This is a genomic window from Arcobacter sp. L (assembly GCF_000284235.1).
Taxonomy (GTDB): Bacteria; Campylobacterota; Campylobacteria; order Campylobacterales; family Arcobacteraceae; genus Aliarcobacter; species Aliarcobacter defluvii.
This window is the reverse complement of record NC_017192.1, coordinates 2,391,599-2,414,388: the sequence shown is the minus strand read 5'-3', so window position 1 is coordinate 2,414,388 and position 22,790 is coordinate 2,391,599. Positions and strand designations below refer to the sequence as shown.

23 protein-coding genes are annotated in these 22,790 nt (G+C 26.0%); 16 read left to right on the top strand and 7 right to left on the bottom strand.

The window, feature by feature from the left end:
- Positions 1-2 precede the first annotated feature (2 nt).
- Together ABLL_RS11920 and ABLL_RS11915 are read right to left on the bottom strand one after the other, a co-directional pair.
- A complete protein-coding gene (locus tag ABLL_RS11920) occupies positions 3-848 on the bottom strand; it encodes a bifunctional riboflavin kinase/FAD synthetase (RefSeq protein ID WP_014475050.1) in 846 nt (281 codons plus the stop codon).
- Complete coding sequence (locus tag ABLL_RS11915) at positions 817-1,527, bottom strand: TlyA family RNA methyltransferase (RefSeq protein ID WP_014475049.1); 711 nt, start codon at positions 1,525-1,527, stop codon at positions 817-819. Before ABLL_RS11915 ends, ABLL_RS11920 begins: the two co-directional genes overlap by 32 nt.
- 14 nt (positions 1,528-1,541) lie before the next feature.
- On the opposite strand from ABLL_RS11915, the gene ABLL_RS11910 reads away from it, so the two are divergent.
- On the top strand, positions 1,542-2,114 hold the full coding sequence (locus ABLL_RS11910; protein WP_014475048.1) for a YigZ family protein: 573 nt from the start codon (positions 1,542-1,544) through the stop codon (positions 2,112-2,114).
- Positions 2,115-2,150: 36 nt separating this feature from the next.
- On the opposite strand, the gene ABLL_RS14810 is transcribed toward ABLL_RS11910, so the two are convergent.
- Positions 2,151-4,187, bottom strand: coding sequence for a di-heme oxidoredictase family protein (locus ABLL_RS14810; RefSeq protein WP_014475047.1), 2,037 nt, complete (start codon positions 4,185-4,187; stop codon positions 2,151-2,153).
- Positions 4,188-4,192: 5 nt separating this feature from the next.
- On the bottom strand, positions 4,193-6,445 hold the full coding sequence (locus ABLL_RS14805) for a cadherin domain-containing protein (RefSeq protein WP_014475046.1): 2,253 nt from the start codon (positions 6,443-6,445) through the stop codon (positions 4,193-4,195).
- A gap of 362 nt (positions 6,446-6,807) precedes the next feature.
- Between ABLL_RS14805 and gspG the strand changes: the two genes are divergently transcribed.
- From gspG to ABLL_RS11840, 12 genes are read left to right on the top strand one after another with little or no spacing between them, the layout of a single operon-like run.
- Positions 6,808-7,182, top strand: coding sequence for a type II secretion system major pseudopilin GspG (gene gspG / locus ABLL_RS11895; RefSeq protein ID WP_041654891.1), 375 nt, complete (start codon positions 6,808-6,810; stop codon positions 7,180-7,182).
- A gap of 2 nt (positions 7,183-7,184) precedes the next feature.
- Complete coding sequence (locus tag ABLL_RS11890) at positions 7,185-7,727, top strand: hypothetical protein (protein WP_014475044.1); 543 nt, start codon at positions 7,185-7,187, stop codon at positions 7,725-7,727.
- Positions 7,717-8,931, top strand: coding sequence for a type II secretion system F family protein (locus ABLL_RS11885; protein ID WP_014475043.1), 1,215 nt, complete (start codon positions 7,717-7,719; stop codon positions 8,929-8,931). Before ABLL_RS11890 ends, ABLL_RS11885 begins: the two co-directional genes overlap by 11 nt.
- Positions 8,932-8,934: 3 nt before the next feature.
- Positions 8,935-9,597 carry a hypothetical protein gene (locus ABLL_RS11880; protein ID WP_014475042.1) on the top strand — a complete coding sequence of 221 codons (663 nt, stop codon included), beginning with the start codon at positions 8,935-8,937 and terminating at the stop codon, positions 9,595-9,597.
- Positions 9,578-10,492 carry a hypothetical protein gene (locus ABLL_RS11875; protein WP_014475041.1) on the top strand — a complete coding sequence of 305 codons (915 nt, stop codon included), beginning with the start codon at positions 9,578-9,580 and terminating at the stop codon, positions 10,490-10,492. Before ABLL_RS11880 ends, ABLL_RS11875 begins: the two co-directional genes overlap by 20 nt.
- A complete protein-coding gene (locus tag ABLL_RS11870; RefSeq protein WP_014475040.1) occupies positions 10,489-10,884 on the top strand; it encodes a hypothetical protein in 396 nt (131 codons plus the stop codon). The genes ABLL_RS11875 and ABLL_RS11870 overlap by 4 nt, the downstream gene beginning before the upstream one ends.
- Positions 10,881-11,411 carry a hypothetical protein gene (locus ABLL_RS11865; RefSeq protein ID WP_014475039.1) on the top strand — a complete coding sequence of 177 codons (531 nt, stop codon included), beginning with the start codon at positions 10,881-10,883 and terminating at the stop codon, positions 11,409-11,411. Before ABLL_RS11870 ends, ABLL_RS11865 begins: the two co-directional genes overlap by 4 nt.
- A complete protein-coding gene (locus tag ABLL_RS11860) occupies positions 11,395-12,198 on the top strand; it encodes a PDZ domain-containing protein (RefSeq protein WP_041654889.1) in 804 nt (267 codons plus the stop codon). The genes ABLL_RS11865 and ABLL_RS11860 overlap by 17 nt, the downstream gene beginning before the upstream one ends.
- Positions 12,185-14,134, top strand: a complete 1,950-nt coding sequence (locus tag ABLL_RS14800) for a secretin N-terminal domain-containing protein (RefSeq protein ID WP_014475037.1) — start codon at positions 12,185-12,187, stop codon at positions 14,132-14,134. Before ABLL_RS11860 ends, ABLL_RS14800 begins: the two co-directional genes overlap by 14 nt.
- A 1-nt stretch (position 14,135) precedes the next feature.
- The gene (locus tag ABLL_RS11850) at positions 14,136-15,641 is read left to right on the top strand and encodes a GspE/PulE family protein (protein WP_014475036.1); all 1,506 of its coding nucleotides are present in this window, start codon (positions 14,136-14,138) and stop codon (positions 15,639-15,641) included.
- Between the two features lie 2 nt (positions 15,642-15,643).
- Positions 15,644-16,072 (top strand): prepilin-type N-terminal cleavage/methylation domain-containing protein, encoded by a 429-nt coding sequence (locus ABLL_RS11845; protein WP_014475035.1) that lies wholly within the window; start codon positions 15,644-15,646, stop codon positions 16,070-16,072.
- A complete protein-coding gene (locus ABLL_RS11840) occupies positions 16,069-16,593 on the top strand; it encodes a type II secretion system protein J (protein ID WP_014475034.1) in 525 nt (174 codons plus the stop codon). The genes ABLL_RS11845 and ABLL_RS11840 overlap by 4 nt, the downstream gene beginning before the upstream one ends.
- On the opposite strand, the gene ABLL_RS11835 is transcribed toward ABLL_RS11840, so the two are convergent.
- The 3 genes from ABLL_RS11835 to murA all read right to left on the bottom strand — a co-directional run bounded on the left by ABLL_RS11835 (position 16,585) and on the right by murA (position 19,666).
- On the bottom strand, positions 16,585-17,199 hold the full coding sequence (locus tag ABLL_RS11835; RefSeq protein ID WP_014475033.1) for an HNH endonuclease: 615 nt from the start codon (positions 17,197-17,199) through the stop codon (positions 16,585-16,587). The two genes, ABLL_RS11840 and ABLL_RS11835, sit on opposite strands and share 9 nt — an antisense overlap.
- 9 nt (positions 17,200-17,208) lie before the next feature.
- On the bottom strand, positions 17,209-18,303 hold the full coding sequence (locus tag ABLL_RS11830) for a hypothetical protein (protein WP_014475032.1): 1,095 nt from the start codon (positions 18,301-18,303) through the stop codon (positions 17,209-17,211).
- Positions 18,304-18,400: 97 nt separating this feature from the next.
- On the bottom strand, positions 18,401-19,666 hold the full coding sequence (murA, locus tag ABLL_RS11825) for a UDP-N-acetylglucosamine 1-carboxyvinyltransferase (RefSeq protein WP_014475031.1): 1,266 nt from the start codon (positions 19,664-19,666) through the stop codon (positions 18,401-18,403).
- Between the two features lie 126 nt (positions 19,667-19,792).
- Between murA and ABLL_RS11820 the strand changes: the two genes are divergently transcribed.
- From ABLL_RS11820 to ABLL_RS11810, 3 genes are read left to right on the top strand one after another with little or no spacing between them, the layout of a single operon-like run.
- Complete coding sequence (locus ABLL_RS11820; RefSeq protein ID WP_014475030.1) at positions 19,793-20,677, top strand: DMT family transporter; 885 nt, start codon at positions 19,793-19,795, stop codon at positions 20,675-20,677.
- A 1-nt stretch (position 20,678) separates the two neighbouring features.
- The gene (locus tag ABLL_RS11815; RefSeq protein ID WP_014475029.1) at positions 20,679-22,415 is read left to right on the top strand and encodes an FMN-binding glutamate synthase family protein; all 1,737 of its coding nucleotides are present in this window, start codon (positions 20,679-20,681) and stop codon (positions 22,413-22,415) included.
- Positions 22,402-22,779 carry a DUF6394 family protein gene (locus tag ABLL_RS11810; protein ID WP_014475028.1) on the top strand — a complete coding sequence of 126 codons (378 nt, stop codon included), beginning with the start codon at positions 22,402-22,404 and terminating at the stop codon, positions 22,777-22,779. The genes ABLL_RS11815 and ABLL_RS11810 overlap by 14 nt, the downstream gene beginning before the upstream one ends.
- Positions 22,780-22,790 lie beyond the last annotated feature (11 nt).

Below are 22,790 nucleotides of genomic sequence, written 5' to 3'. Positions count from 1 at the left end.
TATTAATAAATATTGATAAAATATTTTTTAGTAGTTTCTATATCTTCTAATATCTGATTTTTTAACTTTTCAAAACTATCGAATTTTAAGTTTTCTCTTAATTTTTTGATAAATTTTATTTGAGTTGTATAGTTATTATTTTTTATATCTTCATTTAAAATATGTGTTTCAACTGCAAAACTTCCATCTGTACTAACTCTATGCCCCAAAAAAGTAATCGAGTTGTACTCTTTTTCTTCTAAAATAGTTTTTGTGATATAAACTCCTTCTTTTGGAAGTAAAAATTCATTCACTTTTAGATTTATTGTTGGAACAAAACTTTTTGAGCCTAAACCTTGCCCTTTTATCTGGTGTCCATAAATTTTATATTCTTTGCCTAAAAGTTTATTTGCAACTTCGATTTCACCATCTTTTAGATATTCTCTAATAACTCTTGAATGCACAGCAATATCATCTAGTTTTATTTCATCTATAATTTTTACATCACCGTGAAAAAGTTCTTTTAAATCTTTAGTACAATATTTTCTATTTTTACCAAAACAAAAATCATAACCTACAACTATTTTTTTCAAATTTGGAAATTCTTCATTTAATAACTTTATAAATTGATCACCTTCAAGATGTTTTATATTATCAAGTACATAATAATAAATAGGATAATTACTATATTCTTGTCTATATCTTTTGGGAGTTAGATTTGCAAAACCTGATTCTATAGATACAATAGCACCATTTTCATCAAGATTTTTGAAAAGTTCTTGATGGGCAATATGCATACCATCAAATCCACCAATAGCTATTGAAGTGATTGTTTTTTTATTTACTAAAGTAGAAGAGTTCTTCTGCATTTCCATCTTTCCCTTGTAATTTACTATAATTTGAATAGATTAATTTCCAATTTAATTGTATAGTTTTTGCTAAAAAATTTTCTCTTGCAATATTTATTGCATTAAGGTCTTTTACTACACCTTTTTTATCTCTTTTTACATTTGTTCCGACTTCAAATTGGGGTTTAAAAAGTATGATAATATCTTTAAAAGCGAGTCTATTTATATCTTCAATAATATTTAAAATAGAGATAAATGAAACATCGCAAGTTACAACTTCAAATAAATCAGAACTTGTAAAATCTCTTATATCTGTGTTTTCAAAAAAAGATATTTTTGGATTATGTTTTATTCTTTCATGAAGTTGATTACTTCCAACATCAACACAAGTTACTTTTTTCACTTCATTTTCAAGTAAAATTTGTGTAAAACCACCTGTGCTACTCCCTATATCTAAACAGTTTTTATCTTTTAAATGAAATTTTTTTAATTCTTCTAAAAAATATTTTAGTTTATAAGCAGCTCTTGAAACATAAAAATCTTCTTCTAAAAGTTCTATTTTGTGAAATTCTTCAACATTAAAAGATGGTTTTGTTATAATTTGCCCATCACATTTAACTTTGTTTGATTTTATTAATTCACTTGCTTTGTTTCGGCTTTGTATATTGAAATTTGTAGTTAAGTATAAATCTAATCTCATGGGAGAAATTATAGTTGAAGTTTGTTCAAAAAGAGTTTAGTTGTTCAATTGAAGAAAAAAAATCGAAATTTATGGCTTTTTTAATGCCTTATGAAATATTTGATGAGGTGATGATAAGATTAAGAAAAGAACATCCAAAAGCGGTACATTTTGTTTATGCTTATAGATATTTAAATGAGTTTGACCAAATAGTAGAAAATAGTAGTGATGATGGAGAACCAAAAGGAACAAGTGGAAAACCATCACTTGCTGTTTTAAGTGGAGCTGAAATCATAAATAGTGCAGTGATAATTGTGCGATATTTTGGTGGTGTAAAACTTGGAACTGGTGGATTAGTACGAGCTTATGGTGATAGTGTAAATGAGGCTATAAAAATAGCGACTTTTAAAGAGTATAAAAAATTAATTTCTAAAACTTTAGAGTGTGAATATAGTGAACTCTCACAACTTGAATATCTTTTAAATCAAGAAGATATAAATATAAAATCAAAAGATTTCTCAACAAATGTAAGTTTACAAATTGAACTTACAAATGAACAATTTGAACAGCTTTTACCTTTACTTTCTAGAAATATTAAAATATTTTAATTTCTAGAGTTTTTTTAACTCTAGAAATCAAGAAAATCATATTCCTCTTAAAAATGTTAATAGATTTTCTTTATCTGTTGAATCTAAATCAACAAATTTTTCTTTAATTTTTTGTGCTTCTCCACTATGTTCTAAAATAGCTTCTTGAATAGTTGAAGCTCTTCCATCATGTAAAAATCTTGCACCTTCTTTTTGTTCAACAATTCCTATCCCCCACAAAGGTGGTGTTCTCCATTCACTTGCATTTGCATCTTTTTCTTTTACCCCATCACTTAAATTTTCACCCATATCATGAAGTAGTAAATCAGTATAAGGATAAATTTTTTGATTACTTAAACTTTTGAATTTTGTATTTTCTCCTGTAATCATTGTTGGTCTATGACAAGAAGCACAACCAATTGAATTGAATAGTATTGCACCTTTATCAAAATTTTCTTGATTTTCAATTCTTCTTTGTGGCACTCCTACTGTTGTCATAAAATTTACAATAGCTTGTAAAGAATCTTCACTAACTTCAGGGTATCCTCCATTTGGCTCAGAAGAACATATTTCTTGATTTGAAGTACAATTTTCTTCACTATTAACTGAAGAAGTTAATCCCATATCTTGGTGAAAAGCACCAGCATTTTGAGTTCTTAAAGTAGAATTTATTGCTTTCCATCCAAATCTTCCTAATCTTGTCTCATTTTCTTCAAAAACCCAATGAGCTCTACCTGAAATTCCATCATTATTTTCATCATTTTCATCTTCATACTCTAAAATTGTTTCTTGAGGAACTAAATCTAAAAGCCCCATTCCTAATAAATGTGGAGCTATTCTAGGTCCAAGATTAAATCCATCAGTTTTTACATTTGGAATTGAAGAAAATTCAATTTTTCCTGTTGTTTCATTTTTTGTTAAACTAATACTTGCTTCTGCTTCTCCTACAGTTGAATGAGTTTGGAATTGTCCTCCATAAATAGGATGAGTATTCCCATTTTTATCTCCAACTCTAAATAAGAATGAATCATCTAATCCCCCATTAGTATTAAAAGGAGCTACTCTGCCATCAGATACATGACAAGCTGTACATGCATCAGCATTAAACATTGGTCCTAGTCCATCTAATGTACTTCTCGTCCCTGGCGCTGCTTGCCATTGAGCTATAAATAGTTCTCTTCCTTGAGAAACAGAACCAATTTCATTAGCTTCAATATTTATAATAGTTTTCATAAAAGGTTCTAATTTATCATAATCTACAGTAGCACTTCCAGCAGGAGTACTCCAAATACCATAATTTACTAGGCTATTTTCCAAATGTTCCATAACACTATTTTCAGGTTTAGGAGAGAAAGCATTGTTGATAAGAATAGTGTCAATATCAATATTTTCAATGTTATCAGAAATAGACTCAAATTTTTTAAAGGTTTCTTCAGTAATGAGGATTTTGTCAGTTTCATCAGAATCAATAGATTGTAATAGTTTAGCAATTTTTATTACTTTTTCATCAGAAGTATTGTTTCTGTCAACACCAACTAAATCTTGAATAAATACTTTATTGTCAGAAGGGAGTTGTTCAATTTCACCAATTTTAATATTTCCAATATAAAATGAAATAGGACTTCCCGCAATGTATTGAAAATTACCATTGATGTCAGTGAAAGCAGTAATAGAACCATTTATGTATTTAATACCAGAAACAATGTCGTCAATAAAAGTACCATTTTCATCAACGTCTAAAATGTTAATAGTAACTTCTTGGCTAGAACTATTGTTAGAAGAATCAGAAGCAATAGCAGTAAATGAATAACTGTTTTTAGCTTCAAAATCAGGAGCTACTTTGAAAGTAATAACACCAGATGAACTATCAATATCAAAAAAAGAGCTGTCAGTACCACTTAAAGAGTAAGTAATAGAAGAAGAATCAGTTGCAACTAAAGTAATAGCAGATGTTTGATTTTCATTTACACTAGCACTATTTGAAGATGTAAAAGTTGGTGCCGAAGTATCTGAAGATGATGAACTCCCTCCTCCACATCCAACTAGGGCAAAAGTGCAAAGACTTAAGCCCATTAAACGAATATTTTTTCTCATATTAATCACTCTGGAAATACTGGGATTATTGGATTGTTATACATCCATGTATCAGCAGTAGTTTCTCCTCCTCCTAAAGATCCTTCAAAACTCCATCCCCAAGTAAATATAGTTCCATCTTTTTGAATAGCAACTTGATGTAAAATACCAACAGCAATATCTCTCACAGAAGTTAAAAGAGGAAGTTTATCTTCTGGTTCATCTAAATTTGCATAAGTTGTTTTTCCTGAAGAGTCAGTTGCCCCAAACATTCCCCATGGATATACTTTATTATCACTTCTTAAAATATAACTAATATTACCATTTGCAAAAACTTCTGTTGCAGGGTTTGTTTGAGTTGATGGGATAATTGTAGGAGATGTTACTGGACTTGCCCAAGCATTTGCATTTCCTTTATAATTAATTCCATTAAATCCAACTTGACTACTTGCATTTAATCCCCAAGCATAAACTACTCCTGACTTATCTAAAGCTACAACGTGATCTCTTCCTGCATCTATAGATACAATTTCAACTTCTTGAGAAAATGGAACTAAAATAGGTGTAGTTTGTGCAGTTGAACTAGCGCTTCCTTGTCCTAAATTTGAATAAGAATTACTTCCCCAAGCCCATACTCTTCCTAAATTATCAATAGCATAAGAAGAATTTGAAGAACCAGCAACTTGTACTACTTTTACATTATCACTTTCATTAAATAAAACTTTTACAGGAGTTGACTGATTAGTTGTAGTTCCATCTCCTAATTGTCCTTTATCATTTTTACCAAAAGTCCAAACCGTTCCATCATTTTTTAGAGCAATAGTATGATTATATCCTGTTGCAACAGATATGATATTTGTTAAATTATCAACTTTTTCAATAGTTTTTCTGCAATCTTCAGTTCTGCTACAACTATCTTTTTCTAAATCACCTCTTCCTAATTGACCTGATTTATCTTCTCCCCAAGTCCATAGATTACCATTTTCATCAATTGCTGTTGAAAAGTTTTGGTTAAATGAAAGTGATACAAATTTTACATCATTTACTGCTATATATTTTGGACTAATTGGATGTGGATATTCTGTAGTTGATGTTGATAAAGTTGAAGTATAACCTATACCTGTTTGAGCATAATTATTTCTTCCCCAAGTATAAAGTTTTCCTCCTTTTATTGCTCCTGAATGAGCATTTGCACCAGCTGTTGTATGTCCTAAATAAACACTTCCTCTAACTTCAGCTTTATTCCCATTTTTATCTGTTGCAATAATTTTATAGATATTTTCTCCTGCTTTTAGACTTAAAGAAGCAGTATACTCTCCATTTGTAACTTCTATAGGTGTAATAGTTCCATTTATTTCTAAATTAACATTTTCTAATGCAACATTATCACTTGCAGTTCCTTTTATTTTATATAAACTAGAGTGAGATACAACTTCTTCTTCAGACTTATCATAAGTTAATGTTGGATTTACTGTATCATATTTAATATTTGTATTTTCCAAATGTTCCATAACACTATTTTCAGGTTTAGGAGAGAAAGCATTGTTGATAAGAATAGTGTCAATATCAATATTTTCAATGTTATCAGAAATAGACTCAAATTTTTTAAAGGTTTCTTCAGTAATGAGGATTTTGTCAGTTTCATCAGAATCAATAGATTGTAATAGTTTAGCAATTTTTATTACTTTTTCATCAGAAGTATTGTTTCTGTCAACACCAACTAAATCTTGAATAAATACTTTATTGTCAGAAGGGAGTTGTTCAATTTCACCAATTTTAATATTTCCAATATAAAATGAAATAGGACTTCCCGCAATGTATTGAAAATTACCATTGATGTCAGTGAAAGCAGTAATAGAACCATTTATGTATTTAATACCAGAAACAATGTCGTCAATAAAAGTACCATTTTCATCAACGTCTAAAATGTTAATAGTAACTTCTTGGCTAGAACTATTGTTAGAAGAATCAGAAGCAATAGCAGTAAATGAATAACTGTTTTTAGCTTCAAAATCAGGAGCTACTTTGAAAGTAATAACACCAGATGAACTATCAATATCAAAAAAAGAGCTGTCAGTACCACTTAAAGAGTAAGTAATAGAAGAAGAATCAGTTGCAACTAAAGTAATAGCAGATGTTTGATTTTCATTTACACTAGCACTATTTGAAGATGTAAAAGTTGGTGCCGAAGTATCTGAAGATGATGAACTCCCTCCTCCACATCCTGTGAATAATAATGCGGATAAGAGTATCGCATATTTTGTCATTTTTTTATGCATATTTTTTCCTTGATTTTTTTTTGAAATTTTAGAATAAGTATAATTAATATAATATTAATAACAATTATCGATATTGTATAATATTAAAAAAATATTAAAAAATTTGATTTAAAATTGTAAAATATCGATTTAATTAAAGATGCACATAACTTCTGTGTTAAGATATGATAAATCCCATAATTATGGATTTTGTAATATAAAAGAAACTTTTAGATATAATTTATAAGATTATTAGTATTGAAAAATGATTTAGAAATTACAATAATAAAGTGAAAGAAATAAAATGTAACCAATTAGTAATAATTAGACATAATTTAAAATTTTTTATGTATAATAGTCCAAAATTTAAAAAGGTATAAGTATTGAAAAAGGCATTCTCTTTAATGGAATTAATGGTAGTGATTATCATTTTAGGACTTTTAGCTGCATTTGTTTTACCAAATTTAACAGGTAAAAGTGATGAGGCTAAAGACAAACTTGTATGTATTCAAATGAAAAGTATAGCTCAAACTCTAAAAATGTTTAAATTGGATACTTCTGCATATCCAACAACAGAAGAGGGTTTAAAAATCTTAGTTGAAAAGAAATATTTTGAAGATGGAAAGTCTCCAAAAGATGCTTGGGGAAATGAGTTTGTTTATATAGCAACTGATGATGGTTTTGATTTAGTATCATTTGGTGCAGATAAAAAAGAAAATAGTGAAGATGATATTTATTTATCAAAATGTAGCAAATAAAAATGAAATTAATTAGAGTAAAAAAGAGTTTTACTCTAATTGAATTAATAATTGTTATTTTGATAATGTCTGCAACATATCTTTTAGTTTTTTCAACAAATAGCTTTAATATAAAAGAACAAAATCAAAAGTTAGAGTTAGATAATCTTAAAGATTTTTTACTAAAAAAATTTTCTTTTAAAAAAGAGCTATCTTTTTTATGTATAGATGAAGATTTCAGTTGTTATGTAAAAGTTGATGGTAAGTTAGATAAAGATTTTAAGATAGAAAAGTTTTTTAAAATTAAACCTGAAGTTTATGAATATGATAAAAATGAAAGAAAAATGGAATTTAAAGAGTTAAGAGTTGATAATTTTAATTATGATGTAATTTTTGAATTGAAAATAAATAGTGATTTTAAAACAAATGAGTTTATTGTAGATACTTTTGAAAATAAAGTTTATGTTTTTAATTCAATTTTTACAAAACCAAAAATATACAACTCTTTAAATGAAAGTTTTGAAACTTTTAATATTCAAGAAATTGAGGTAAAAGATGCTTTTTAGATATAGTGGTTTTGATTCAAATGGTTTAAAAGTAAAATCAAAACTAGAAGCATCAACACTTGAAGAAGCAAAAGTAAAACTAAAAGCAAAGGGAATTTTATATACTTTTTTGCAAGAAGAAAATTTTTCTATTTCAAAAATCTCTTTTAAGAGAAAAAGAAATATAACTCTTGCTGATTTGTCTTATCTTAGTAGAGATTTAAGTATATATTTAAACTCAGGAATTTCACTTATTCAGGCAATTGATTTATTAAAACAACGATATAAAAATGATAGAGTTTTAGGTTCTTTTTTTGAGTCAATTTCTACATATTTAGATGAAGGAAAAACCTTTTATCAAGCTCTTGATTCTCAAAATGTTTTAAAACTTCCAGAATTTTATAAACAATCTATTAAAATCAGTGAAAATGGTGGATTATTAGAATCTGTTTTATTAGAATTATCTGTTTTTTTAAAAGAGCAAGATAGAATCAAAAAACAAGTTGGAAGTGCTATGGCTTACCCACTTTTTATCCTATTTATCTCTTTTTTTATGGTTGGTTTTATGCTTAGTTTTATAGTTCCAAAAATTACTGGAATTTTTACTCAAATAAATCAAGAATTACCAACAAGTACAAAAATAGTTATAACTTTAGGGGACTTCTTTTCAAATAATTATGGTTATATAATTTTATTTTTTGTTGTTTTAATTGGTGGATTTATTTTTTTATTAAAAAAATCAAAACCATTTAAATATGCTTTTGACAAATTTTGTTTAAGAGTTCCATTTTTTTCAAAGATGATAGAACAAGGTGAATTATCTCGTTTTTCATATATGAATTCAATCCTTATAAAATCAGGTATTCCAATAGTTCAAGCTATAAACTTAAGTGCAAATATTTTAAAAAATTCTGTAATAAAAAGAGTATTTATTGATGCTTCAAAGAGTGTAGTTGAAGGGAAAAAGCTCTCAGTTTTATTGGCAAATAATAAGATATATAAAATTGATGAAGCTTTTATTCATTCTATTGCAATTGGGGAAGATACAAGTAGATTATCACAAATTTTGAATAATTTGGCATCACTTTATAATGAAGCAAATAAGGATAAAACAGATATTTTTTTATCTTTATTAGAACCTATTTTTATGTTATTTGTTGGAAGTATCATAGGTTTTATTGTTATTTCTATGCTTTTACCAATTTTTTCTATGAATTTAGGTTAATTTGTGAAAAAATCTATCGTTTTACTAATTTCTCTTCTTTTTATAGCTGTTATTTCTCTTTTGATATTGAAAAATTTACAAGATACAGATTCTTATCTTGCTGAACAAAATGCAAAATTTAGTAAAACACAAATTATGTTTTATATAAATAATGCAAAAGATGAAATATCAAATATTCTTTCAAAAAAATTGGATGAAGATATATTAAAAGAGTATATAGGAGTTGAATATCCTATTTTAGTTCAAGATGCAAAAATCAGTATAAAACTAGAAGAGTATGATAAATACAATATAAATTTATTGAATGAAAAAGATGACAAAAAATATGAATATTTAAAAGACTTTTTACAAAGAAATGAGATTTATGATATTTATACTTTGCAAGCTATATTAAAAGAAAATGACAACATCAAAAATAATAAACAATTAGATAATTTATTTGAAAAATTCGAAAAAGAGAGTTACAACATAGATATCTCAAAAGTGAAAGATTATATTGGATTTATGGATTATGATAAAAAAGAGATAACTCAAAATGAAAAAGAAAAAGAGATTTTATTTTATGAATTATTTGTAAATGTTGATTATTTAAAGCAATTTGCAAAAGCTTATTATATTTTAAATAAAAATGGAGGAGTAGAGTATTTTGAATTTAGTTTCAAGTAAAAGTAAAAAAATATTTTTATGTTCAGATACAAAGATAAATGAGACTTCAAAGGTTGATATTATTTTATCTCCTGAATTTTATTGGGTTAGAATATTTGATATTCCAGTAAAAAACATTTCACAAGCAAGGGCTGTTGTTCCTACTTTATTTGAAGATTTACTTCATGATATAACTGATTTATCTTATCAAGTCATAAAACTTGAAACAAATAAATATTTATGTTTTGCATATATAAATCAAAAAATTTATGAAGCAATTAAACAAAGTGGAATAAATCTATCTTTAGTAAATTCTATATATTTTGCTCAAAATGAATGTAAAAACTTCAAGCAGTTTTATGTTGATGACAAAAGTTTTTTATATACGCAAGATGAGATTTTAGTAAAAATACCAAAAGAACTTTTGAGTGTAAAAGTAGATTTGAAAAATTATATTGATAATATAAATTTATCTGCAAATAGAGTTGATATTAAACTTTATAGTAATTTCTTGACTTCAAAACAAATCAATATGATTTTGGCTTTTTGTTTGATTTTTATAGTTATAAATTTTTCAAAATATTTTATTTATTCAAATGAAATATCAAATTTAGATAAAAAAATGCAAGATATAAAAATATCAAATAATCTTCCAAATAGTATGATACAAATTGATTCAATAATTTCATCAAATAAAAAGATTGCTCAAAAAGAGATAAATAAACGTGAAGCGATTTATTATATTTTATCAAATAACGATTTTGAAATAAAAAATATAGAGTTGCAAAATGATATTTTAAATATAGATTTTTTAAATGTAAATGGAAAAAAACTAGAAGAATACATATCAAAAAAATATAAAATCATTTCAACAAATTCTTCAAATCTTATTTCAAATATAAAGGTTCAATTATGACTAGAATAAACCCTTTATATATAATTTTACTTTTTTTGACACTTTTTTTTATATCTTTTTATTTAGTCTCAAATCAAAAAAAACTTTATTTGGAAAAAAGTTTGGAAACAATTCAATTAGAAATAAAAGCAAAAGAGTATAAAGATTTATCAAACTCTTGGAAAAACGAAAAATATATAAATAAAACTTTAGATGAGATTTTAAAAAATTCAATATTTAAAAATGAAAAAATTGTAAAAACAGCAACAAAAGAGAGTATCAAAATAAAAATTGAAACGACAGATTCTCGTGTTTTAGATAATTTTTTAAATAGAGTTTTAAATAAACAACTAATCATAAAAAAATTAGAGCTAGATAAAAATTTTATAATTCTTGAAGTAGGAACTAAATGATGAAAAAGATTTTGAAATTTTTTATGTATTTATTTGCCTTTATCCTATTTTTTATGATTTTTTTACCTAAAGAATCCCTTTATAATTTATTGGAAAAAGAGTTAGAACAAAAACAAATAATAATCTCTGATGAAATAAGAGATGAGAAATTATTGAGTTTAAACGTATCAAATGCAAATATATTTTTTGAAGGTATAAATATAGCAAGAGTTGATAGTTTTAATTTTATGAGTCTATTTTTATATACAAAAATTGAGTTAACAAATATAAGTTTAATAGATAGTTTTACCTCTTTTGCTCCAAGTCCAATAGATAAAATAGATATAAAACACTCTATTTTAAATCCAAATAAAATTTATATGGAAGCTTTTGGACTTTTTGGTGAAATGAAAGCAGAAATAAATATCTTAAATAGAGTATTAAAAGTTGAATTAAATGCTTCAAAACAGATGAAAAACTCATATTCTAAACTCTTAAGATATTTTAAATATGAAAATGAAAGGTATGTATATGAATATAAATTTTAGTAAATTATTTCAAAAATTGATACCTTTTATTTATATCATATTAATAACATATATGTTGAACTCAATTTTATTTTTCTTTCTTCCTAAAGATGGAGTTTCATATATAAAAGATTCTTCTTCAACTTTAGATTATAAAAAGTATGATTTTTATTCTAATATTAAAAAAATTGAAGATAGAAGTTTTGAGCAAATAAAAGATAAACCTCTTCAAACTTTAGAAAAGTATGATTTAAAAGCAATCTATTACACAGCTTTTGATAAAGGCTGGATAACAATAGAAGAAAAATCTAGAACACAAAGTTATATATTAGCTTATGGTGAAGAAATAGATGGTTATGTACTTTTTAAACTTTTTAAAAATTATGTACTTTTCAAAAAAAATAATAAAGAATATAAATTGGAAATAAAAGAGAAAGAGATTTCAAATTTTGATATGAACCAAAGTAATCAACAAATAGAAGAAAAAGAAAATGGAGCTGTTGTAAAGAGAGAATATTTAAATTCTTATATTTCAAATGTGGAAAAAATATGGAGTAATATTTCTATACAAGAGTTAAAAAATGGAGATAAAATTGAAGGTTTTAAGATTGAAAATATAAATAAAGATTCTGTTTTTGAGAAACTTGGTTTAAAAAAAGGAGATGTTATAAAATCAGTTAATAACAATGTTTTAAGTTCTTATGCTGAAGCATTTAAAGTTTATAACAATATTGAAAATACAAAATATTTAAATATAGAGATTCTAAGAAATAATGAAGTAGTGGAGTTAAATTATGAGATTGATTAATAAAATTTTAGTTGTAAGTTTGATAGTTTTACAATTAAATGGTGCTGATGATAAAGTAAATATAAATTTCAAAGATTTAAAAGTTATGGATTTGATAAAAATAACTTCAAAAATCATAGATAAAAATATTTTAATAACAGAAGATATAAAAGGTAATGTTGATTTTGTTTCTAATAAACCAGTAAATAAAGATGAATTAATCAAAATCTTAGGATATGTTCTTGAAGACAAAGGTTATTCTTTGGTTCAAACCGATGAAATTTTAAGAATTGTAAAACTAAATGAAAGTGCAAATAGCAATGTCCCAATCGCAAATAATAATTCATCAAATGATTTATATTGGATGGTAACAGAAGTTTTTACTGTAAAAGATGCTGATGTTGATTATGTCGCTTCAAAAATAAGACATCTTATTTCAAAAGATGCGAAAATGGTTACAAATAAAGATTCAAATGCTTTAGTAATAACTGATTTCAAAGACAATATTGATACAGTAAAAGAAGTAGTTAAAATCATGACAAGTGGTGCAAATAAAAATAGTGTTATAGTTGAACTTAAAAATATAGATGCAAGTGAAGCTAAAAAAAATCTAGATGCAATTGCAAAATCAAAATTTAATGAAAAAGTAGAAACTCAAAAAGTTTCAGTTGTTGAGAATAAAGATAATAATTCTGTTGTAATTATTGGAGAAGCAGGAAATATCAACTATCTAGCACGTTATATTAAAAATGTCGATGAAGGAAGTTCTCTAATAAAAAGAGAAGTAAAAGTTTTTTCTTTAAAAAACGTAGAAGCTATAAATGTTATAAAAATACTTGATTCTGTTGTTGGTAAAAAAACATATAGTGATCCAAATAGAAAGCCATTGATTTCAGCTGATGAAGAAACAAATACAATAATTGTTATGGGACCAGCTGATGAGCTTGAATATATTCAAACATTAATGGATGAATTAGATAAAGAAAAAGCACAAGTTTATGTACAAGCTAGAATTATCGAAGTAAATGATGAATTAGTAAATAATATTGGAGTTCAATATGGTATTTTTGGAGGAACAGCAGGAAGCAATGGACTTGCTACTTTTTCTTCAAGTTTAAATGGTGGTTCGGATTCAATTTCTTTAGTAAAAGAAGCAATTGGTTTAGATATTCCTGATATAAAATCGGGACTTGCCCTTGGAGCTTCACTTAATCTTTTAAAACAAAATGGAGCTTTAGATGTGGTTTCTGAACCATCTATTTTAGCTGTAAATAATAAAGAGAGTTCAATTTATGTTGGTGAAAAAATTTCTGTTGAAACTTCAAGTAGTGTAACTGATGGTGGAACTGAAAGAACAAATTATCAAAGAGAAGATGTAGGACTTACACTTAAAGTAAAACCTAGAATTTCAAGTGAATCAAAAGTGACATTGGAAATAAATGCTTTATTAGAGGGAATTAAATCTACAAAAGTATCAGCAGGTCAAAATCCTGATACACTTAAAAAAGAGATAAAAACTACAGCTATTTTAAATAATGGTGAAAGTGTGATAATTGGTGGATTAATAGAAAATAAAAGTGAATCTACTGTTCAAAAAGTTCCCGTTTTAGGAGATATTCCTTTATTTGGTAATTTATTTACAAATGATTCAACTACAACTAAAAAGAATAATTTAGTTGTAATTGTAACTCCATATATGATACCAAAAGCAAAAGATATTACTTATGTAAGAAATCAATTAGCAGAACTTAAAGGTATGGAAGATAGATATCTAGAAGATTCGTTGATTAGATTAAAAGAAGAAGCAATTAAGAAAAAAGTTGAAACAAAACATCGAGAAGAAAAAATTAAAGAGTTAAATGAGCAATTAAAAGATTTAAATAATGAAAAAATAATTCAAACAAGTGATGATAAAACAGAACATGAAAAAAGAGTTAAAGAGATTTTAGGGCAATAAAATGAATATAAATGAAATCCATAATTTAAATCTTATAGCTTTTGAAGAAGTTGAAGATTATGTAACAGCTTTAAAAAATTATGTTTTATATACAAAAATTGATGATAAGGTTGTAATTGCAATATCAAAAGAGTATATTAGTATTTCACTTGATTATCTTTCAAAAATAAAAACAAATGAAGAGATAATCTTTTTAGATGAAATCTCTTTTGAAAAACTTTATAATAGATTTTTAGAGATAAAAACTGATAAAGAGATGAGTGCAATTCAACAAGAACAAGAAGATGCAACCTTAAGTGATGATGATTTTTCAGTTAGTGAGTTTCTAAAAGTTGGAAGTGATATTTTAACTTCTGAAGAATCAGCTCCAATTATCAAATTTGTAAATTCACTTTTTTATCAAGCAATAAAGAAAAAATCTTCAGATATTCATATAGAAATGCATGAATTTAAAGCAGAAGTAAAATATAGAGTTGACGGAGTTTTAGTAAAACATATTGAACTTGATAAAAATATTATGTCTTTAGTTATTTCAAGAATCAAAGTTATTTCAAATCTTGATATTTCTGAAAAAAGAGTTCCACAAGACGGAAGAACTCAAATAAAAATTGCTGGACGTACTTTGGATATTAGGGTTTCAATTCTTCCTACTTTTTATGGGGAAAGAGTTGTTATGAGAATCTTGATGCAAAGTGAAGATATCAAAAGTGTAAAAGAATTAGGATTTCCCACTTATATAACTGATGAATTAGAAAAAACTTTACAAAACTCTTATGGTATGGTTTTAGTAACTGGTCCAACAGGAAGTGGGAAATCAACAACTTTGCACTCGCTTTTACACCAAGTTGTAAGTGTTGAAAAAAATATCATAACTGTTGAAGACCCAGTTGAGTATAAATCAAATGCTTTTTCTCAAATTCAAGTAAATACAAAAGTAGGGCTTACATTTGCAAGTGGTTTGAGATCGATTTTAAGACAAGATCCAGATATTATAATGGTTGGAGAGATAAGAGATAGTGAAACAGCTTCAATTGCTGTTCAATCAGCTTTGACTGGACACTTACTCTTTTCAACACTTCATACAAATAGAGCGCCAGCAGCAATTACAAGACTTATAGATATGGGAGTTGAAAGGTTTTTAATCTCTTCCTCTTTACTTGCAGTTCTTGCTCAAAGGTTAGTAAGAAAACTTTGTCCTATTTGTAAAGTAGAAGATGACTCAATGGCTTCACATAAATTTTTTGGTTTGGATGTAAACAAAACTATTTATAAAGCAAATGGTTGCAAAGCTTGTAATTTCACAGGTTATAGTGGAAGAGTTGCAATTGGGGAACTTTTTATTATTGATGATGAGATAAAAGAGTATTTAAAGGGTGAAGTTGATGATAATACTTTGATGAAGTTAGCCACAAAAAATGGAATGATAAGTTTAGATAAACAACTTAAATCAATGCTAGGAAATGGTGAAACTTCAGTTGATGAAGTAATAAGAATAGGTATAAAATAGTGATGAATCAAAGCAAAATTTTATTTCCACATAAAAAAGCTTTTACTTTGATGGAAGTTATTATTTCAGTAGTTTTGCTTAGTGTTGTGATGATTTCTTTGCTTCAGATAAAAAGTGAAAATATTTTTATGGTTTCAAAAAGTGATGAAAGAGCAAAAACAAATGATTATATTTTGATGGCTATAAATTTTGATGATAAAATTTTAAATAAAAATGAAAATATTTTTTTGCAGAAAAAATATAATTATGAAAATGAAGAGATAAAAACAGAGTTAAAAGATATAAAAATATCTATTAAAGATGAAAAATTAGAATCAGATTCGATAAAATCAGATTTTAATAGTGTAAATATTACTACTTTATATAGAACATTTTCTTTAGAAAATAGTGATATAAAGAAAAAAATATATACTTTTAAAATTGAACTATGAAAAAATCTTTTACACTTTTAGAACTTCTTATTTCTATCACACTATTTTTGATAATAATAGTTTTTTTATATAAAACTTTAGACCAAACAAAATATTCAAATAATTTATTTGTAAAAAAAGAGGAAACTTTAAAAGAGATTAATCATCTTCATAATATTTTTTTAGAAGATGTAGCTGAAGCTTTAAGTATAACTATTTCAACAGATAAAGAGAAAAATTCAATAGTAAAAATTGTTACATATAACACTTATCATAATCCATTCTTTACAAATGTTACATATCTTGTTGGAACATCAAAAAAACTTTTACGAATAGAGAGTTTAGAAGTTTTTAATGAATTAGAACCATTTACTGTTAGTTTTTTTGATAATTCATATATAGATGTTTTAGTAGAAAATATAGACTATTTTGAACTAAAGAATAGTGGAATAAATTATAATTTTTTAATAAAAGAAAAAGATAAAGAAAGAGAGTTTTTTAATACTTATAAATTAGGCTTAAAGATGAAATCATCAAATTAATTTTAATAATTTATCATTTAAAATTAAAGAGTGAAGTGTATCTTTTGGATTTGTTGAATTTAAAATTTTATTACAATCAACACATAAAATTATAATATTTTCAAAATTGTAATTTCCTCCATCTTTTATATCTTTTACAAAAGATGTATATGCTTCATTTAAATTCATTATATTATTTCCACATCTATTACAACATCTATTATCTCTTCTATAAGCAAACTCTTTTCTTTGTTGCCAATCGCTTGGGAATTTTGGATTTGAAATAGATTTTTCAGCATAAGTTGCCCAAAGTTTATCTCTTAGAATAGATTTTTGTGTAGTCTTTTTATATTCAAAATTAAAAAATTGTTCTACAACATTTTCAATTATTATTGTTTCTCTTGAGTGTAAATTTTGTTCATTTTTCGTTTTTTCAACGATTGAATAATCAATATGAATTTTTGGGTGAAATTTATGCATATGAAATTTTAAATCTTTTAAAAAATTATTGAAATCACCATTTGATTCAAAATCTTTTTTAAAAATCTTTTTTCTGTAAATATAAAGTGGTAATAAACAAGCAATTAAAATACTTGCATATATTACAAACTCTATATCTAATCTCATTTTTTTTCCTTAAATAATTTCAGGATTAATTTGATGTTTATCTAAAGTTTTTTTAGCTTCGTTATGATTTCCTGTTGCTAGTTTTTGTAATTCATTTTTATGAATGATTGGAAGAATAATCTCTCTACCACAAAGTTTTTCTAACTCTTTTCTATTATAATCAAAAATATAAAAATCTTCATTTGTATCAACAACTAAGAAATCAGCATTATTATCAAAAGCATCAAGTAAAATAGTTGAAGCAACATGATATGTGATTAAAGGATTATGATTGAAACTATTTTTTGCCAAATCAAGTTTCATAGTATCAAGTTTTAAAATATTTGCTTTTAATTTTTTTAATAATTCTAATGTTTGTTCTGAATCTTTTGAAGGATAGTAGCTAATATTAAAATCTTTGAAATCATGCGAAATTTCATAATTATCTTTAAATGTATCAAAATCAAGAATTAAAGTTTTATTTACTCTAAAGTTTTGTTTTTCAATTTCTTCAAATATATTTAATTTTTTTTGAATATTTTGAATTTTATCTTCAATTGAAGTATCAAAATTATAGATTCTTTTTTCTAAACTTGTATGAAATGATGCGCCAATTTCTTCTTCATTTAATGTTGATAAAATAAAATTTTCTAAATTTGGATTTTTTTGAATTAAGTCATAAGCAAGAAGCAAAATAGCATCACCAATATAATCACTTCTATAATTTAAAGTATTTGAAGCATAAAAATATTGTTTAAGAGTTAAATAGTATTCTTTATCTTCATCTTTTAATAAATCTTTGAAAATAACAAGTTTATCATTGAAATCATTATCATCAATTAATAAGTCATTATAAGCTCTTCTAACAGAAATTGGTTCAATTGTAAGTTCTTTACCAAAATTTTCAACAATTTCTTTTAAATTTAAAGAAGCTTTTACATAAACTCCATTTACAACTAAATCAAAATTTTCACAATCATTAAAACCTAGTTTTGCTGATTTATTAATTGTTTTTAAAATATCTAATATGTTTTTTTCATCTTCAATTTTTAAAAAGTGTTTAGTATAGTATGGTAGATAGTCTGAATTTTTATCAAATTTAAATAAAGAAATTTCTAGTTTCATAAATAATACCTTTTTTGTAGTTCCTTGGATTTTAGTAAATTTATACTTAAATAAAATGATAAGTGAATGATTTTTTCACTTATCATAAAAAGATGTGCTATTCTGTAAACCTTTTTACATCTGCACCAATTTTCGAAAGTTTTCCTTCAAGATTTTCATAGCCTCTATCAAGATGGTAGATTCTATGAATATTTGTTTCTCCAATAGCAACAAGTGCAGCTAAAACTAAAGCAGAAGATGCTCTTAAATCTGTTGCCATAACATCTGTACCATTTAGTGTTCCTGTTTTTCCATTTATCGTGGCTATATTTCCATTTAAATGAATATCTGCTCCAAGTCTTAACAACTCACTAACATGCATAAATCTATTTTCAAATAATCTTTCATCAATAGTACTTGTTCCATTTGCTTGAGTAGCTAGTGCCATAAATTGTGCTTGCATATCAGTTGGGAAACCTGGATATTCTGTTGTAATAATATTTACAGGTTTTATTTCAGTTGTTGGAAGAATTGTAACACTATTTTCATCTTGTAAAATTTCAAAATTCATCTCTTCAAGTTTTGAAATAATAGCTTCTAAATGTAGAGGAATAACTTTATTTATTGTTAATTTTTGGTTCATAATAGCTGCTGCACACATATAAGTTCCAGCTTCAATTCTATCAGGGATTACATCAAATGGTTTTATATCAAGAAGTTTTTGTCCTGTACCTTCTATAATAATCTTAGAAGTTCCTATCCCTTCTATTTTAACACCACTGTTTGCTAGGACTTCACAAAGTTGAACTATTTCAGGTTCTTTTGCTGCATTTATTATTGTAGTAGTTCCATATGCTAAAGCAGCAGCCATAACTGTATTTTCTGTTCCACCAACAGTTACTTTGTCAAATACAATTTTTGCACCTTTTAATCCATTTGGTGCAGTAGCTTTTATATAACCATGATGAATTTCAATATTTGCTCCCATTTGTTCCATTGCTTTTAGATGTAAATCAACAGGTCTTTGACCTATTGCACAACCACCTGGAAGTGAAACTTCACAATGTCCAAATCTAGCTAATATTGGTCCTAAAACTAAAATAGAAGCTCTCATTGTTTTTACAATATCATAAGTAGCTTTTGTATTATTAATAGTTGAAGTATTTATTTTTACGTTATTTTTATCTTTTACAAAATCTCCACCAAGGATTTTAATTAGTTTTAAAAAAGTATTAATATCTACTACATTTGGTAGATTTCCAATAGTTATTTCATTTTTTCCTAAAATAGTACAAGCAATTAAAGGTAAGGCTGCATTTTTAGCACCAGATATTTCAACACTTCCTGAAATATTTTTCCCCCCAACAATTTTTAAGTATTCCATGTTTCCCCTATAAATATAGTGATATAAAGCGATTATATTATCTAAAATAAGCTTTAAATTTTGAATGTAATAATCTTTTTTTAATTGGATAATAAATACAATCTTTCTTTAGTTATAAGGAATTAGATGGAAGATCAAGTTAATAAAGGTATAAAATATATGCTTTTTGCTTCACTTCTTTTTGCACTTATGGGAGCAGTTGCTAAAGAACTTAGCGATTCTATGAGTTCAGTTGAAGTTGTTTTTTTTAGAAATGTTTTTGGAGTTTTTTTTATTTTAATATCAATTTATAACTCTCCTTTAAAACAAATTGGTGGCAAATTTTGGTTATTAGTTTTTAGAGGAGTTGCTGGTTTTGTTGCTTTATTATTTTTCTTTTACAATATTGCTCAAATATCTTTGGGTGAAGCTATGACTTTTTCAAAAACTTCGACAATTTTTACAGCAATTCTTGCATATTTATTTTTAAAAGAGAAATTAGGTTTTAAAGGTTGGTTAGGTGTTTTTGTAGGATTTATAGGAATAGTTTTTATTACTGAGTTTGATGGAAGTAACCTAGAAAAAACTGATTATTTAGGAATCTTATCAGGAGTTGGAGCAGCACTTGCTTATACATCGGTTAGAGAATTAAGAAAAAATTATGAATCAAGAGCAATAGTATTATCATTTATGACAATAGGAACAATTGGTCCTATGATTTTAATGATAATTGGAAATTTTTACACAAATCCTAATTTAGATTTTATGTTAGCATCTTTTATTATGCCACAATTAAATGATTGGTTTTACATTATTTTATTAGGAATTTTTGCAACACTTGCTCAAATATATATGACAAAAGCATATTCTTGTGCAAAAGCTGGAATTATTGGAACTATTTCTTATAGTAATATAGCTTTTTCAATAATTTTAGGACTTATTTTAGGGGATACATTTCCCTCAATTTTAGTAGTTTTAGGTATACTATTGATTATTTTAAGTGGTTTATTAGTATCAAGTAAAAAGGAATAAAATGGAATTCACAATAGAAGAAATTCTTACTATAATTTTTGTTATAGTAATGATTGCATGGTATGTTCATGATAAATATGTACAGAGGAAACATCAACTTTTAGTTAATTATCCAATAATTGGAAGATTAAGATATTTGTTTGAAGAGGTAAGAGAACCTTTTAGACAATATTTTGGAGATGAAAAATTTTATGAATCAAAAGATAAATTAGATTGGGTTTATAAAGCAGCACGTGATTTACCTAACTATGCATCATTTTCTCCTTCTCAACCTTTGCCAAAACCAAAATTTATGATACGTCATTCAAATATTGTTTTAAATGATAATGAAGTTGATGATAAATTTGAAGTTGTATTTGGTGAAAATAGAAAAAAACCTTTTGTTGCAAAAAGTATAATTGCAAGATCAGCTATGAGTGATGGTTCTATTTCTCCTGAAGGAACAAGAGCTTTTGTTCAAGGTTCTTATCTTGGTGGATTTCCAATAAATTCAGGTGAGGGTGGGGTAACATCAAACTTTTTTTCAACACATATGCATTATGATTCATCATATATGAAAATAGTAGATAGTTCATCTGTTAATAAAGTTTTAAAAGGTATCGCAAAATTCTTTTTTAATGGTGCTTTAGCAGCTGATGTGTATAGAAAATTAGTTTTTAGAAATGATCCCGAAGCAGAAACATATATGCTTGATATGAAGAAAAAACAATTTTATAGACCAAATTGGGATGCTCCTTTGGAAAATTTCCCCAAAGAAGTACCTTCTGATATGCCAGATATTGTTTTTCAAATTAGTTCAGGACTTTATGGAGCTAGGGATAAAGAAGGGAAATTTGATCCTTTAAGATACCAAAAGGTTATGAGTTTTTGTAAAATGACTGAGATAAAAATAGCTCAAGGTGCAAAACAAACAGGAGGAAAACTTGCAGGTCATAAAGTTACACCTGCAATTGCATATTATAGAAATGTTGAAGCCTATAAAGATGTATTTTCTCCAAATAGATTTCCTTATGGAAATAGTATAGAAGAGTTATTTGATTTTATTGGAGAGTTACAAAAACTTTCAGAAAAACCAGTAGGTATGAAAATTGTAATATCAGATATAGAAAATATTGAACCTTATGCTAAAGAAATAAAAAGAAGAATGGATATAAATAATAATGCGTATCCAGATTTTATAACTGTTGATGCTGGAAGTGGTGGAAGTGCTACAGCTCCTCTTGAGATGATGGAAAGAGTAGGTTTAGAATTAAGAGATTCAATTTATTTGGTAAATAAAGTTTTAACAGATTATGATATTAGAGATAAAATAAAAATAATTGCAAGTGGTAAAATATTAACTCCAGATGATATAGTTATAACAATGAGTTTAGGAGCAGATTTTGTTCAAATTGCACGTGGTTTTATGATGAGTGCAGGATGTATTCGAGCAAGATATTGTTCTGGAACAACTGGACGAGAATGTCCTGTAGGATTAGCTACACAAAATAAAAATAAAAGAAGAAAATATTTTGTATTTAAACATGCAAATTATGTAGCTAATTATCATAAAAATTTATTAAAGAATGTTAGAGGTTTACTTGCAATAATGGGACTTAAAAATATTAATCAGTTAAATAAACATAGACTTTTATTTTTAGATAAAGATTCAAGAGTACATGATAACATTGATGAGGTATTTAGAAGAAAATTGAATATTGGAAAAGATATGGAGGATGAATATCATGAATTTAGATAAGGTAATTTCAGGGTTTTTTATAATCCTAGCTATGACACTAAATTTTGGATTTTTTTATGGTGAAATTTATGTTATGGAAAGTCATAGCAAATATGAATTATTTGCAGCAATAGTTATAAATTTAATTGCAACAATATTAAAACTTGGAGATAAAACACAAGTTGGTTCAGTTTTATTAGCTACATCTTTAGTAGCTGATATTCAGTTAATAGCAGCAGCTCTTGTTTGGACTATTGCTGTTTATTCTTCAGGTATGAATTCTGAAATAATGGCTGCAATTGTCTCTTTATCAGGAGGTGCTTTACTCGCAAATATCACTTCTGTTGCCCTTTATGTAGGTGATACTTTAAAATCAAAAAGATAAAAAGAAGAAAC